This is a genomic window from Kitasatospora sp. NPDC001119, from assembly GCF_053598475.1.
Window position 1 is genome coordinate 1 of record NZ_JBSFKI010000069.1, and the last position, 13,285, is coordinate 13,285.

The window sequence follows — 13,285 nt, forward strand, 5'->3', positions numbered from 1 at the left end:
GTTCGGCTGCCTTTTCGGCCTGCGCCTCCTCGCGCCTCCGTGTCTCCACGACGCGGCTGCCCACGGCTCGGCGGGTGGGGACGGCGTCAGTACACGCTGACCTGGTACGCGGAGAGCGCCGCGTTGACGGGCTGGTAGAAGGTCGTCCCGCCCGAGGTGCAGTCGCCGCTGCCGCCCGAGGTGAGGCCGAGCGCCTTGGCGCCGTCGTACAGCGGGCCGCCCGAGTCGCCCTGCTCGGCGCAGACGTTGGTCTGGATCAGGCCGCGGACGGTGCTGCCGTCGGTGTAGCGCACGGTGGCGTTGAGCCCGGTGACGGTGCCGCCGTGGGTGCCGGTGGTCGAGCCGGTGCGCTGCACCGCCTCGCCGACGACGGCGTCCGGGGCGGAGGTGAAGCCGCCCGGGTGGCTGAGCGCGCTGTTGTCGTAGCGGACCAGCGCGTAGTCGTGGCCGGGGAAGGTCGAGCCGATGGTCGGGCCGATCAGGTTGGCGTGGTTGACGTCGGTGTACCAGTTGGCGGCGACGTTGCCGCAGTGCCCGGCGGTGAGGAAGTAGTAGGTGCTGCCGCTGACCACGTTGAAGCCGAGCGAGCAGCGGTACTGGCCGCCGTAGATGGCGTCGCCGCCGGCGAGCAGCGGGGTGAACGCGCCGGGGACGCGGTGGACGGTGATGGTGGACGCGTCGGCGCCGGCGGAGCTCATCAGCTTGGCGAGCGAGACCGGGGAGACGGTGCTGTCGGCGGTCACCACGACGTGTCCGGCGGCCTCGTCGACGTACCAGGCGGTGCCGTTGACCTCGGCGCCCAGGATGGCCTCGCTGACCGCCAGGAGCTGCTCCGGTCGGGCGGTGGGGGCCGTGGGGACGGTGGGGGCGGTGGGGGTGGGAGCGGCTGCGGCGCCCGGCGCGGCGACCGCGGTGGCGGTCAGCAGGCCCAGGGCGGCGGCGAGCAGGCGGAAGCGGCGCGTACGGCCGGTACGGCGGGTGGTGCCGGGTGTGGTGCCGGTGCGGGGCGTGGGGCGCATGGTCCTCACCGATCTCCTCCAGAGGGGGGCGACGGCCCTGAGGGTTGGGGCCGTGAAGCGCGGTCAGGCGATGGGCGGACCCCGGCCGGTGCTCTCCGGAAGCACGGCGGATGATCAGCTCCTGACCGGCGCTGACCGGAAGTATGAGGAAACGGACCGTTCGGTACAAGCTTTCTGATGGGGTGTCGGCGGACCCGCAGGCTCAGGAGTGAGCCCGCGGGTCCGCCGTTCGGCGGCTGCCGTGCCGCTCCTACACGGCGGGCACCGGTTCGGACCCGGCGAGCCGGCGGCCGCGGTGGAGGGCGCGCAGCGAGAGCGCGCACGCCGCCCCGAGGGCGCACAGCGCCAGCCAGGGGAGCGCGGCGAGCCCGGCCGCGCGGGCGGCGTCCAGGGCCGCGCCGGTCAGCAGGTTCCCCAGGGTGATGCCGACCCCGCAGACGGTGTTGTAGAGCCCGTAGTGGGTGGCGACCAGGCGGTCCCCGGAGAGCCGGACCACGGTGTCCATCTCGAACGGGTACGCCAGCACCGTGCCCAGGGCCAGCAGGAACGCGGCCAGCGCCGGCGGCCCGGCGGCCAGCGCCCAGCGCCCGGGGCCCGCCCCCGGGACGGGCAGGGCCGAGGCGGCGAGCAGCGGCAGGAAGGCCGCGCCCATCACGGCCACCCCCGCGACCAGGGCCGTCCCCGGCGCGATCCGGGCCCGGCACCAGGCCGTCACCCTGGTCTGGAGCAGGATCGTGCCCAGCCCGGACACCACGAACAGCAGCGCCGTCGCCACCGTCCCGCCGGTGCCGCCGCCGCCCAGCCGGCGGACCTCCAGCGGCAGTGCCAGGTACACCTGGAAGGACAGCACGTACGAGCCGGTCATCGCGCCCGCGAAGAGCAGGAACGGCCGGTTGGCCAGCACCCCGCGCCACTGCGCGAGGACACCCGTGCGCTCGTTCCCCTCGTCCGGTCCGGAGCCCCGGCGGGCCGGCAGCGACCGGATCTGCACCGCGCTGAGCACCGCGAACACCCCGGCCGCGACCAGGCAGGTGGTGCGGAAGTCCACCGCCGTCAGCGCCATGCCCACCAGCGGGCCGAGCAGGACGCCCGCCTGGTAGAAGACGTTGAACAGGGCGAACGCGGCCACCCGCCGCTCCTCGCCCGCGTCCCTCGCCAGGTACGCCCGCACGGCCGGATTGAACAGCGCCCCGGCCAGGCCGGTGGCCGCCGAGGCCGCCACCAGGGCGGGCAGCGAGGAGGAGAGGCCGAGCGCGGCGAAGCCGGCGGTGCGCAGCAGGCAGCCCGCCACGATCAGCGGCTTGTAGCCGAACCGGTCGGCCAGCGTGCCGCCGACCAGGAACATGCCCTGCTGGGTGAAGTTGCGCACCCCGAGCACCAGCCCGACCGTCCAGCCGGCCAGGCCCAGGCCGCCGGACAGGTGCGCGGCCAGGTAGGGCATCAGCATGTAGAAGCCCAGGTTGATGGTGAACTGGTTGACCATCAGCAGCCGGACGCTGCGCTCGTGGCCCCGGAACTGGGCGGTCAGCCCCCTCACGCGGCACCGCCGGGGGCGCCCGGGAGGGTCAGCGGGTCGACCACCTCGGCGCAGCGGGTCCAGCGGGTGACCTCCCGCTCGTCCGGCCGGGCGAGCTCGTCCGGGCCGTCCGCCGGCGGGTGGTCCAGCAGGTCGTGCGCGGCGCCGTACTCGTCGTCGTAGACGGTGCCGAGGTAGCGCTGCGGCCCGTCCGGGAAGATCGCGGCGATCCGGGTGCCGGCGGGCCGGGTACGGGCCAGCCAGCCGGCCACCAGGGCGACCGCGCCGACGCTCCAGCCGCCGGTGGCGTAGTGCGAGGCGGCCAGCCGGCGGCAGGTCCAGACGGCCTCGGCCGGGGCGACCCAGTGGACCTCGTCGAAGGCCTGGTAGGCGACGTTGCGCGGGTAGATGCTGGAGCCGAGGCCGCGCATCAGCCGGGTCCGGGCGGGCTGCCCGAAGATCGTGGAGCCGACGGTGTCCACCCCGACCACCCGCAGCCCCGGGTAGAGCTGGCGCAGGACTCGCGAGGTGCCGGCCGAGTGCCCGCCGGTGCCGACGCTGCACACCAGCACGTCCAGGTGGCCCAGTTGGGCGGCGAGCTCCAGCGCCAGCGGGGTGTAGGCGGTGGTGTTGTCGGGGTTGTTGTACTGGTCGGGGCACCACGATCCCGGGTGGCGGGCCAGCAGTTCGGCCACCCGGTCGCGCCGGGCCTGCTGCCAGCCGCCCCGCGGGTGCGCACTGGTGACCGCCTCCACCTCGGCGCCGTACGCGGTGAGCAGCCTGGTCATGGTCGGCTCCAGCCCCGGGTCGGTGACCAGCGTGACCGGGTGCCGGTACACCATGCCGGCCAGTGCGAGGCCCAGTCCCAGCGTGCCGCTGGTGGACTCCACGATCCGGCCGCCCGGGCGCAACTCGCCCCGGGCCCGGGCCCGTTGGACCATGTGCAGGGCCGGGCGGTCCTTGATGCCACCGGGGTTGAAGCCCTCCAGCTTGGCCCAGAAACCGCGGCCCGCCGGGGCGAGCGGCTCGCCGATCCGCAGGACCGGGGTGTTGCCGACCAGGCCGCTGAGGGCCGCGTGGTCGTCCGTGCGATGGGTGAGGGACGTCATGTCTCGTCTCCTGTCGGGAGGTTGGCGGAAGGTATGGCAGCTCGGACGGACGCCGAGCCGCTATATCCGCCACCGACCGGTGGCCAGCAACGGGCCTCTCGGCCCGGACGTACGGGCGGCGCGCCCGGCGGCGGCCGTCGGGCGGGGCGCGGCAGGCTCCGCCCGGTCCCCGCCGGGGACGGTGGCCGGGGACGGAGCGGGCAGGGCCGTCGACCGGACGGACCGCTGCGCGGGCGCGGCGGCTTCCCCGGTCGCGCAGTGCCGCTCCAGGGAGTCGGCGGAGAAGTCGCCCGGCTCGGCCGGGGCGGTGGCCGCCGCGGGGGAGCGGAGCGGATGGGGGTCGAGGTGCTGCTGCGGGCAGCCGACGGGCAGCAGGGAGAACAGGCCGAGCAGCAGCGCGGCCAGGAGCCTGATGGGCATGACGGGACTCCGCGCGGCCGCGCGGGGGCGGCAGCGGATCGCGGGGGCGGAGGGGGCGGACGCGGGCGAAAGGCGCCGGCCCGCGCGCCGCGAGGCGGGCGGGGGTGGGACGCGGCCCGGGGCCGGCCTAGACCCTCAGCCGGGCGATCCGGTGCGGGGGTTCGAGTGTTCCGGGAGCGGTGCTCCCGGCTCCGGCGGCTCCGGTGCCTCCGGCCGTCGGGCCCGTCGGGTCGGGCGCCGGTGCGGCGTCCCCGAGGGTGGGCTGGGCGGCGACGGCCGACCAGGCGGCCTCGGCGTCGGGGCCGTCCTCGGGCTTCCCGGACAGGCACTCGCCGCCGGGGTGGTCGGCGTCCTCGCCGTGCTCCTGCTGGTGGGCGGGCCGCGTGGGCTGCGGAGCCTTCGGGGTGTTCGGAGCCTGGGGGCTGTCGCCCGCCGCCGTGGCGTGGGCGGACCAGACGATCCGGATCGGATCGGTGTGCCCGGCGCCGGTCTCCGCGCTGAACCCGTGGGACGCGAACACGGCCATCAGCAGGGCGCCCAGCCAGAACAGCCGCGCCGCCACCCCTCGGGGGCGGGCGCGTCGTGTACGCAACGGCGACCGGGCGGTGACCATGCCGTGATCCTAGCCCGACTTCCTGCTCCGCCATAGCGCGCCTCAGATGGTGTGATGAATCATCAACTGGCCTGACTCGGAGCACGATCGGAAGAAAGTGTTATCGGCGAGAGCGGGGAGGGTCTCCTGGGCACGGGAGTGAACGCGCGATGCCGTGGGTGAGGTCCACGGCGGGAACGCGGAGTGCGAGATGGGGCGCTCCGCGCGGAGCCAGAGGCCTCCGACCGCGTCCGCCCCCGACGCGCCGCCGGACCGTCCCGTCCGGCCGCGCACCCGGCGGTCCGCACGCTCCCCCCCTGGCTGCGGACCGCCGGGGTCACCGGATCGGCTGGGGGTCACCGGGTTATTGAGCCGAGGCCCGTTCCTTGGGCAGCCGCCAGACCAGTTCCTCCCCGGTCTCCGCCGGGGCGAGCACCTCGGCGGGACGGCGTAGGTGCTCGGTGAAGCCGAGGCGGGCCGGGACGGCGCCGCTGGCCCGGTTGGCCGGGTCGTGGACGATCTCGACGGCCTCCACCCCGGGGAGGCGGAAGGCCTCGTCGGCCAGGGCCCGCGCCGTCCGGGTGGCCAACCCGCGCCCGGTGGCGGCGGGGTGCAGCCAGTAGCCGATCTCGCGGACCTCGTCCGGGGTGTCCTCGCGCCGGAACAGCCCGCAGGCACCGACGATCGCGCCGTCGAGCACGATCGCGTACGTGAAGTCCCGCCCGTTCGCCCAGAGTTCCGCGCGGCCGGCGAGGAACTCGGCGGTCTTGGCGCGGCTGTGCTCGCCCACCCAGGGCATCCAGGGCCGCAGGTGCTCCAGCGACTCCTCGATGACGGCGAAGAACTCGGGCAGGTCCGCCTCGCCGTCGAAGCGGCGCAGGGTGGCCCCGTCCAGGGCGATGACGTGCTGGGGATGGGTCATGGCAGGAGGATGGTCCGTGCACGCCTCGCCGGGCAAACGGGTTTTCGGGCCGGGGTCGTCCGATCGTCAGTCCGGGCCGTCCGTCGGGGTGCGCCGCTGCAGCAGGACGGCCGCCTCGCGGTCGGTGACCTCGTGGAACTCGCCGTACCAGGGCCCGGCGGCGTGCGCGTAGCGGGGCAGGTGCAGGCAGACCACCGCGTCCACGTCCCGGCTCAGGTCGGCCGCGATCCGGGCGTCGCCGACCGGCGCCGCGAGGATCAGCCGCTCCGGGTGGTCGGCGGCCAGGGCGTGGAGGGCCGCCCGGGCGGTGAGCGCGTCGGTCAGCCCGTCGGAGACCAGGACGGCGATGCGCCCCCGCAGCGGGAGCCGGGCCCGGCCCGGGCGGTAGAGCGCCTCGCGGCGGTGGACCTCGACCCGCTCCCGTCTGACGCTCGCGTCCAGCTCGGCCGAGGTGACCCCGAGGCTCTCCAGGGCCTGCCGGTCGAGCAGCGGCGGGTCGCCGTCGGCGATCGCGCCGACCGGGCGGTCGTGGCCGGGCACGGCCAGCGGCCGGACCACCGTGGCGTCGAGCGGGGCGCCCAGGGACTCGGCGACCTCGGCCGCCACCGGCAGCCCGCCGGGGGCCAGGCCGAGGACCACCAGCTCGGCACCGGCCCGCCCGCCCAGCAGCGGGGCGAGCCTGAGGGCCAGCTGGTGGCCGGCGGTGCTGCGGTCGAGGAATCTCACGGACCTGTCCTTGTCCTCCAGGTGTTCGAGCGGCTCGGTCGGGACCGGGGCGGTGCGGACGGGCGAGCGGCCCGCGGGCACCGTCCGTTCCGCCCCGTCACCGGGGCGGCTGCCCCGTTGCGGCGGGCTCTAACGTCCGGGCGCGGTCCGGGGGTGGTACGGAACGGACGGCGCGTGTGCACCGGCGGGGAACGGGCAGGCGCGGGGCATGGACGGCCGACGGACGGTGCTCCCGCTCGCACCAGCGGTGAGGTCCGCCTGGCACCGTGCACCCGGTGACGGCCCCGCGCCGTCCCCGCCGGACCACGAGCCGGACGCCCGGCCGGACGCGCGATCGGCCGCTCGGACGGCCGGGCCACGGCTGCTCGCGAGAACCGGGGCCGACGGCGTGCCGCGGCTCCACCCCGGCCACCAGCGCACCGTCCGAACCGAACCGAGGTGAGGAGGCAGGCCGTGGACCGCCCCGGGAACGGTGGGCCGCCAGGCCGGGAGCAGGTCAGGCGACTGGCGCTGGAAGGCGGGCCCGGTACGGTGCGGCGCAGCCGCGAGTTCAGCCGACGGGCGCTGGTGTCCTGGCAGTGGCTGCCGGCCGTCGACGAGGACCGGCGGGCCGCCGCCGAGGACGTCCTGCTGATGGTCGCCGAGCTGGTCGCCAACGCCTGTCTGTACGCTCCCGGCGGCCCGAGCGAGCTGCGGCTCCACTGGGACGGTGCCCGGCTGCGGGTGGAGGTCGCGGACGCCAGCCCCGTCCCGCCGTGCCTGCGCCCGTCCGCCGGTGCGGGCCGCCCGGGCGGGCACGGACTGCGGGTGGTGGACCGGCTCTCCGCCGCCTGGGGCTCCCGGCCCGAGGCCGGCGGGAAGCTGGTCTGGCTGGAGGTGTCGCGCCCGCCGGCCCTGACGGCGGCCGGTGCGGACGGGCAGCCGGAACGGCCGGGCTGATCGCGCTCCTCCTCGTCCTCGCCCCGGGTGTTTCCGTCGCTCCGCAGCCGGCGCACGGCACCCGGCGAACTCCGGGGCCCGGCGCGCCCTTTCCCGTTCCCGTGGCACCGCCCCCCGCTGCCCGACTACCGTTGCCCGGCATGACCGACACCGGGACCGACATCACCGCTGAGCTGGTCCGCGCGCTGCTGCGCGACCAGCACCCCGACCTGGCCGACCATCCCGTGACGCTCGGCGCGCGCGGTTGGGACAACCAGCTGTGGCGGCTCGGCGACGACCTCGCCGTCCGGCTGCCCTGGGCGACGACGTCGGCGGACGAGCTGCTGCGCAAGGAACACGCCTGGCTGCCCGCCCTCGCCCCGCACCTGCCGCTGCCCGTCCCCGTCCCACAGCGCTTCGGTGAGCCCTCCGAGCGGTTCCCGCGGCCGTGGATCGTCACCACCTGGGTGCCGGGCGAGCCCGCCGACCGCGCGCCCGCCACCCGGGCCGCGCGGGCCGCCGACACCCTGGCCGCCTTCCTGACCGCCCTTCACCGCCCCGCCCCCGACGGTGCGCCCGCCGGTCGCGGCCGCGGCGGACCGCTGGCCGACCACGCCGAGGGCTTCGCGAGGCAGCTCGCCTCGGCCGTCGAACTGGGGCTGCTCCCCGACCCGGAGGCCGTCCGCGCGGTCTGGGAGGACGCCGTCACCGCGCCGGAGTGGACGGGCCCGGACCTGTGGCTCCACGGCGACCTGCACCCGGCCAACGTGCTCACCGCCGACGGCACCTTCTGCGGTGTGATCGACTTCGGCGACCTCTTCGCCGGTGACCCGGCCGGTGACCTCGCCGCCGCCTGGATCCTGCTGCCGGACGGCGCCGCCGACCGCTTCCACGCGGCCTACCGGCCCGCCCCGGACCCCGCCACCCTGCACCGAGCCCGCGGCTGGGCGGTGCTGCGCGCCCTCTCCTGCCTGCGCATCGGCCACGCCGGCGACCACGGCCACCCCGGCGGCAAGTCCAGCTGGGGCCCACCCGCCCGGGCCGCCCTGGCCCGCCTCGTCGCCACGGCCGGCCGCTGACGGCGCGCTGTCACCGTCAGGTGCTGCCCGGGTCGGCGAGGGCGCCCCCGCCGACCCGCTACCGTTCGGCGAGCCCGGGCAGCACCGGCTTCACGTCCAGCACCGGGGTGCCGCCGATCGCCTCGAGTCCGCTGACCCGCAGCCGCGGGCCGTCCACGGCCAGGACGGTGACCCGGTGCAGCCCGATCGGGTTCGGCCGGTCCGGCGAGCGGGTCGCGAACACCCCGGTCTCCGGCCGGGAGCGGTCCCCGCGCGGACGCACCGCCAAGACCTCCCGGTCCGCCCGGTGCAGCCAGGTCAGCAGCAGCACCTCCTGCCCGGCCACCAGGTCCCGCAGCCCCCGCTCCACATCGGCCTCGAAGGCCACCCACGCCTCCGGCGCACCCTCGTCCCCCTGCCTCGGCGCCCCCGCCCGCTCCAGCAAGGGCGACTCCACCCACCCGATCGCCCGCACCTCGAACCCGCGCTCCCGCTGGTTCCGCTCCCGCAAACCCCTGTCCGTCATTGCGCCCTCCGTGCACCCTCGGCTCCGTCCGGCAGCACGGTAGCGGGCCCGGGTGTCGGTGCCCCGGTGCAGACTGGAAGTTCCCTCTCGTGGTTGATGGCAGAGATGAGACGCCATGAACGAGTACGACGGTGAACTCCCTACGCGCAACCTGGTCTTCAACACCGACCTCGACCGCCTCCTCGACCTCGACCGAGACGACCTCGGTGTTCCCGAACAGCCAGGCCTGTGGCACCGGCTGCGCGCCGACCGGCGGCCGGTGGCCCAGCGCGGGCTGCTCTGCCCCATCTGTCGGGACGCCCGCCCCGACCAGCCGGAGTGGATGTACCTGTCGTTCCGGCGCGGTCGGCGCATCGCCTCCCACCACAACCCGCACCGCCGGGCCCACACCGCTGCCCAGGACGAGCGGCGCGAGGCCTACCAGGAGCGCTACGCCCGGGCCGCCGAGAGCGACGGGCACGCCGTCGAGATCGGGGCCGGGACGGCCGACGGGCGGCGGCCCGCCGTCCTGGTCACCGGCGCGGACGGCCGCCGGTTCGGGTTCGAGCCCCAACTCTCGTACGTCAGCGCGCAGTCCGTCCGGCGTCGGAACCGGCTGGCGCGGGAGGACGGCATCACCGCGGTCTGGCACACCGTCGACCCGAACGCGCCGCTCATCGACCAGGTCCACTGGGTGCGCACCGACAACCTGCCGGCCCGGGCCATCCGCGAGGACCGCGACCTGCTGCTGCGCGGCGGGGTGCGGACCCTCCAACTGCTGAAGTGCGACCGCGTCAGCCCGCGGCCCTGCCAGGTGCGCGGCGGCAGCCGCTGCGGGCGGTGGCACCCGACGTGGGCGGTGCTGGTCCCGCGGATCGACGACTTCGTGCGCCGGGTCGCCGGCGGCGTGTATGTGCCGATCACCCAACGGACCCGGAACGGCGGCCCGCTGCGCTTCTGGGCGCCCGAGGCGGACCGGCGCCGCTTCCTCGCCAACGGCGGGGTGCTGGCGGACCGGACGGACCGGCCGGTGGTCCCGCGTCAGCGCGGGGCCGACCACCCGCGGGTGCCGGAGCAGCGCCGTGCTCCGCACCGCCCGCCGCATCGGCTGCTGCTGCCCGGGGACCCGTACGACCCGGTGGGCGAGCCGCTCACCTCCGATCGGGTGATCCCGCCGGTGCGGAGGGAGATCTGCTCGGCGGGCCGGATCCCGTGCGGAGCGCCGGGAGCCCGGCTGTATCCGGGCGGCTGGTACTGCGACGCCCACCGGCCGGGGGCGCCGGGGTGACGGCGCGGCGCGGCCCCGCGCGGTCGGCGCCCGGTCCGGCGGCGACGGCGCGAGGGGTCTCACCGCGGCAGGCAGGACTCCTCGCCGATCGCGACCAGGAGTTCGAGCGGGAACTCCCGGTGGGCCTGGCCGATGGTCAGGCCCACCCAGCGCCCGGTGGACGGCACCCGCCACACCGGCAGGTGGAAGACGAGGGAGGCCAGGGAGACCAGCGGCTCGGGCCCGTCGGTGTCGGCGAAGTCCGGCTGGTCGTACCCGAGGTGGGACCAGAGGTCGATCGTGTCCGGGGCGCCCCAGCGGTCGGTCAGGACGGCGGTCAGGGCGGTGAGGTCGGCTTCGAGTTCGTCCTCGGCCTCGGTGACGGTCTCGGGGCCCGGGTCGTCCCAGAAGTCGCGGCTCGCCCGGAGCACGGCGAGCTGGTGCCCGGGGCCGCCCCAGCCGTGCTCGGTCCTCGTGTCCGCGCGCTCGGGGAACGGGGCGGCGAGGAGGGAGTCGAGGACCGACAGCTGGTCGTCGACGGAGCCTACGGAGTGCGGCAGTGACATGGCCCGGAGTGTAGGGCCGGCCCCTGACAGGCCCCGCTACGGTGACCGGACGGGGAGGACCAGCCAGGACGGTTCGAGCGGGAGCAGGTGCCCGGTGAGGGTGTGGACGTCCGTGGGGACGGCGGCGCGGGGGAGCAGGGCGGGGAGGTGGTCGGTGGTGTAGGCGTGGTGGGCGGCGGGGGTGGTCCAGAGGGTGGTGACGAGGTAGCGGTCGGGCGAGAGGCGGGTGACGGCGCCGCCGAGCATGCCGTCGGCGGCGGCCATGCCCGGGGCCCAGAGGCGGTGTTGGACGTCGAGGAAGTGGTCGGCGCGCCCCGGGCGGAGGCGGCAGTCGGCGGCCCGCAGGACGGTGGCGCGGGTGAGGGCGTCGGGGAGGGACGGGGAGCCGCCCGGCATGGTGAGGACGACCGGTCCGGTGGCGACCTCGATCGCGCTGTAGGCGGAGTGCTGGGCGGCGGCGGCCCGGTCGTGACGTTCGCGCAGGAAGCGGGTGTAGGCGGGCTCGTCGGCCCACAGGGCGAGCAGGAGGGCGCGGTCGCCGTCCGGTGCCCAGCCGCCGGCCTGGCCGACCAGGCCCGGCTGGTCGGAGATCGCCGACCAGCGGCGCTGGCCGGCGGCGAACGCCTCGTGTGCTCCGGGCCGTACCCGGCAGTCGATCCACTTGCCCCACATGCGGGCCATCCTGCCGCCGGGAGGCGGAGGAGGGTCAATCGGGCGCTGGTCGCGGAGGCGGTACGGCCGGGGGCGTAGGCCCTCCCTCGGATGACGAGAGGACCCGGGCCGATGGCCGGATGTTGCAGAGTCCCGTCATTGCCGCCAGAGCCGCCTCCGGGCGAGGGTGGGGGCATGGACGACGCACTCCGCCTGCCGCATCTGGTCGTGGTCCCGGTGTTCCCCGGGGTGAACGCGCTGGACGTGGCCGGGCCCGCCGAGATCTTCGCGCTGGCCGGCCGGCTGCTGCCGCCCGGGCGGCCCGGGTACGAGGTGCGGGTGTGCGCCGAGCGGAGCGGGCCGGTGGAGACCTTCTCGGGGGTGCCGCTGCACGTGACCGGGACGCTGGCGCAGGCGCGGGTCCGCGCGGACACGGTTCTGGTGCCGGGCCGGGTGGACCTGGGGCCGGACGGGCCGGTGCCCCGGGTGGACCAGGCCGTGGTGGCCTGGCTGCGGGAGGCCGGCCCCCGGGCCGGACGGGTCGCCTCGGTCTGCGCGGGCGCGCACGTGACGGCGGCGGCCGGGCTGCTGGACGGGCACCGCGCGACCACCCACTGGGCGACCGCCGAGCGGCTGGCCGCCGACCACCCGGCCGTCGAGGTGGACGCCGATCCGGTGTTCATCCGCTCCGGGCGGATGTGGACCAGCGCCGGCCTGAGCACCTCGATGGACCTCACCCTGGCGCTGGTCGCCGAGGACCACGGCGACGACCTCGCGCTGGAGATCGCCAGGATCATGGTGATGTACCTGCAACGCCCTGGCGGCCAAAGCCAGTTCAGCGTTCCACTGGCCCACCGCGCGGGCGGCCGGGCGGACCTGCGGGACCTGCGCCGCTGGATCGGCGAGCACCTGGACGCCGACCTGTCGGTGCCCGCCCTCGCCGGCCGGCTCGCCATGAGCGAGCGGCACTTCGCCCGGGTGTTCCGTACGGAGACCGGTACGACGCCCGGGGCGTACGTCGAGGAGCTGCGGCTGGAGGCGGCGCGCCGGCTGATGGAGCGCACCGACCACCCGCTGCCCGGGGTCGCCCGGGCCTGCGGCTTCGGCTCCGTCGAGACCCTGCACCGGGTGTTCCGGGACCGGCTCTCCACCACGCCGGGGGACTACCGGAGCCGGTTCCGGGTCCGGACCGACAACTGACCCAACGTCAATTCACTGCGAGGGAAAGAACACTGTGAAGATCAAGGCCACCCACATCGGCACCGCGACCGTCCTGCTGGAGGTCGGCGGGCTGCGGCTGCTCACCGACCCCGTCTTCGATCCGGCTCCGGCCGAGTACCGGCACGACCCGGTGGTTCTGCGTAGCACGGGTGCTCCGGCGATCGGCGCGCACGAGCTGCCGCCGGTGGACGCCGTGCTGCTCAGCCACGACGAGCACCCGGACAACCTGGACGCCACCGGCCGGACCCTGCTCGCCGGGCGGCCGGTGCTGACCACCGTCAGCGGGGCCGCCCGGCTCGGCGGCGGCGCGCTCGGGCTGGCGCCCTGGCAGAGCCGGACCCTGACGGTGGACGGCCGGACCCTGCGGGTGACCGGCACGCCGGGCCTGCACGGTCCGGTCGGGGACGTGACCGGCTTCGTGGTCGAGGCGCCCGGCGAAGAGGAGGCGCTCTACGTGTCGGGCGACACCGTGCACATCCCCGAACTGGACGCGGTGGGGCGGAGGTTCCGGATCGGTACGGCCATCCTGCACCTCGGTGCCGCCCGGATCGGGGCCTTCGGCGGCGGTGCGCTGATCACCATGGACGGGGCGCAGGCCGCCGCGCTCACCGCCTCGCTCGGTGCCCGCCGGGTCGTCCCCGTCCACTACGCCTCGTGGGAGCACTTCACCGAGGGGCGGGCGGAGACCACCGCGCGGTTCGAGGCGGCCGGCCTGGCCGACCGGTTGCACTGGCTCGCCCCGGGCGTCCCGGAACTGCTGGGCTGACGGGCCGGCTCGAACGCGGCGCCCGGGGC

The 13,285-nt window shown here is 76.2% G+C and carries 15 protein-coding genes; 5 read left to right on the forward strand and 10 right to left on the reverse strand.

The window, feature by feature from the left end; translation table 11 throughout:
- Window positions 1–86: 86 nt before the first annotated feature.
- From ACWDD9_RS42125 to ACWDD9_RS42155, 7 genes are all read right to left on the reverse strand, one after another.
- A complete protein-coding gene (locus tag ACWDD9_RS42125; RefSeq protein ID WP_449814574.1) occupies window positions 87–1,028 on the reverse strand; it encodes a S1 family peptidase in 942 nt (313 codons plus the stop codon).
- Between the two features lie 241 nt (window positions 1,029–1,269).
- Complete coding sequence (locus tag ACWDD9_RS42130; protein WP_449814596.1) at window positions 1,270–2,502, reverse strand: MFS transporter; 1,233 nt, start codon at window positions 2,500–2,502, stop codon at window positions 1,270–1,272.
- A gap of 50 nt (window positions 2,503–2,552) precedes the next feature.
- Window positions 2,553–3,644: a PLP-dependent cysteine synthase family protein gene (locus ACWDD9_RS42135; RefSeq protein ID WP_074003208.1), complete on the reverse strand. Its 1,092-nt coding sequence runs from the start codon at window positions 3,642–3,644 to the stop codon at window positions 2,553–2,555.
- Between the two features lie 60 nt (window positions 3,645–3,704).
- On the reverse strand, window positions 3,705–4,064 hold the full coding sequence (locus tag ACWDD9_RS42140; protein ID WP_449814575.1) for a hypothetical protein: 360 nt from the start codon (window positions 4,062–4,064) through the stop codon (window positions 3,705–3,707).
- Window positions 4,065–4,191: 127 nt separating this feature from the next.
- Window positions 4,192–4,677 (reverse strand): hypothetical protein, encoded by a 486-nt coding sequence (locus ACWDD9_RS42145; protein ID WP_449814576.1) that lies wholly within the window; start codon window positions 4,675–4,677, stop codon window positions 4,192–4,194.
- A 343-nt stretch (window positions 4,678–5,020) separates the two neighbouring features.
- On the reverse strand, window positions 5,021–5,578 hold the full coding sequence (locus ACWDD9_RS42150; RefSeq protein ID WP_380779710.1) for a GNAT family N-acetyltransferase: 558 nt from the start codon (window positions 5,576–5,578) through the stop codon (window positions 5,021–5,023).
- Between the two features lie 66 nt (window positions 5,579–5,644).
- Window positions 5,645–6,304: a phosphoribosyltransferase gene (locus ACWDD9_RS42155; RefSeq protein ID WP_449814577.1), complete on the reverse strand. Its 660-nt coding sequence runs from the start codon at window positions 6,302–6,304 to the stop codon at window positions 5,645–5,647.
- Window positions 6,305–6,757: 453 nt separating this feature from the next.
- Here ACWDD9_RS42155 and ACWDD9_RS42160 point away from each other — a divergent pair, with 453 nt between their 5' ends.
- Complete coding sequence (locus ACWDD9_RS42160) at window positions 6,758–7,243, forward strand: ATP-binding protein (RefSeq protein WP_449814578.1); 486 nt, start codon at window positions 6,758–6,760, stop codon at window positions 7,241–7,243.
- A gap of 140 nt (window positions 7,244–7,383) precedes the next feature.
- Window positions 7,384–8,301, forward strand: coding sequence for an aminoglycoside phosphotransferase family protein (locus ACWDD9_RS42165; RefSeq protein ID WP_449814579.1), 918 nt, complete (start codon window positions 7,384–7,386; stop codon window positions 8,299–8,301).
- 58 nt (window positions 8,302–8,359) lie between these two features.
- On the opposite strand, the gene tsaA is transcribed toward ACWDD9_RS42165, so the two are convergent.
- A complete protein-coding gene (gene tsaA, locus ACWDD9_RS42170) occupies window positions 8,360–8,806 on the reverse strand; it encodes a tRNA (N6-threonylcarbamoyladenosine(37)-N6)-methyltransferase TrmO (protein WP_449814580.1) in 447 nt (148 codons plus the stop codon).
- Window positions 8,807–8,921: 115 nt separating this feature from the next.
- Here tsaA and ACWDD9_RS42175 point away from each other — a divergent pair, with 115 nt between their 5' ends.
- Entirely contained in the window at window positions 8,922–10,073 is a 1,152-nt protein-coding gene (locus tag ACWDD9_RS42175) for a hypothetical protein (RefSeq protein WP_449814581.1), read from the forward strand.
- A 59-nt stretch (window positions 10,074–10,132) separates the two neighbouring features.
- On the opposite strand, the gene ACWDD9_RS42180 is transcribed toward ACWDD9_RS42175, so the two are convergent.
- Together ACWDD9_RS42180 and ACWDD9_RS42185 are read right to left on the reverse strand one after the other, a co-directional pair.
- Entirely contained in the window at window positions 10,133–10,618 is a 486-nt protein-coding gene (locus ACWDD9_RS42180; RefSeq protein ID WP_449814582.1) for a hypothetical protein, read from the reverse strand.
- A gap of 36 nt (window positions 10,619–10,654) precedes the next feature.
- Window positions 10,655–11,290 carry a DUF4937 domain-containing protein gene (locus tag ACWDD9_RS42185; RefSeq protein WP_449814583.1) on the reverse strand — a complete coding sequence of 212 codons (636 nt, stop codon included), beginning with the start codon at window positions 11,288–11,290 and terminating at the stop codon, window positions 10,655–10,657.
- A gap of 174 nt (window positions 11,291–11,464) precedes the next feature.
- On the opposite strand from ACWDD9_RS42185, the gene ACWDD9_RS42190 reads away from it, so the two are divergent.
- Both ACWDD9_RS42190 and ACWDD9_RS42195 read left to right on the forward strand, forming a co-directional pair.
- Window positions 11,465–12,469, forward strand: coding sequence for a GlxA family transcriptional regulator (locus ACWDD9_RS42190; protein WP_449814584.1), 1,005 nt, complete (start codon window positions 11,465–11,467; stop codon window positions 12,467–12,469).
- A gap of 34 nt (window positions 12,470–12,503) precedes the next feature.
- Window positions 12,504–13,256: an MBL fold metallo-hydrolase gene (locus ACWDD9_RS42195; protein WP_449814585.1), complete on the forward strand. Its 753-nt coding sequence runs from the start codon at window positions 12,504–12,506 to the stop codon at window positions 13,254–13,256.
- Window positions 13,257–13,285: the final 29 nt, after the last annotated feature.

What these genes read in the sequence shown, in the direction of transcription:
- ACWDD9_RS42180 (WP_449814582.1), bottom strand. Translation starts at nt 10,618, where the DNA reads ATGTCACTGCCGCACTCCGTAGGCTCCGTCGACGACCAGCTGTCGGTC.
- ACWDD9_RS42150 (WP_380779710.1), bottom strand. Translation starts at nt 5,578, where the DNA reads ATGACCCATCCCCAGCACGTCATCGCCCTGGACGGGGCCACCCTGCGC.
- ACWDD9_RS42145 (WP_449814576.1), bottom strand. Translation starts at nt 4,677, where the DNA reads ATGGTCACCGCCCGGTCGCCGTTGCGTACACGACGCGCCCGCCCCCGA.
- ACWDD9_RS42130 (WP_449814596.1), bottom strand. Translation starts at nt 2,502, where the DNA reads ATGGTCAACCAGTTCACCATCAACCTGGGCTTCTACATGCTGATGCCC.
- ACWDD9_RS42185 (WP_449814583.1), bottom strand. Translation starts at nt 11,290, where the DNA reads ATGTGGGGCAAGTGGATCGACTGCCGGGTACGGCCCGGAGCACACGAG.
- ACWDD9_RS42165 (WP_449814579.1), top strand. Translation starts at nt 7,384, where the DNA reads ATGACCGACACCGGGACCGACATCACCGCTGAGCTGGTCCGCGCGCTG.
- ACWDD9_RS42135 (WP_074003208.1), bottom strand. Translation starts at nt 3,644, where the DNA reads ATGACGTCCCTCACCCATCGCACGGACGACCACGCGGCCCTCAGCGGC.
- tsaA (WP_449814580.1), bottom strand. Translation starts at nt 8,806, where the DNA reads ATGACGGACAGGGGTTTGCGGGAGCGGAACCAGCGGGAGCGCGGGTTC.
- ACWDD9_RS42190 (WP_449814584.1), top strand. Translation starts at nt 11,465, where the DNA reads ATGGACGACGCACTCCGCCTGCCGCATCTGGTCGTGGTCCCGGTGTTC.
- ACWDD9_RS42175 (WP_449814581.1), top strand. Translation starts at nt 8,922, where the DNA reads ATGAACGAGTACGACGGTGAACTCCCTACGCGCAACCTGGTCTTCAAC.
- ACWDD9_RS42140 (WP_449814575.1), bottom strand. Translation starts at nt 4,064, where the DNA reads ATGCCCATCAGGCTCCTGGCCGCGCTGCTGCTCGGCCTGTTCTCCCTG.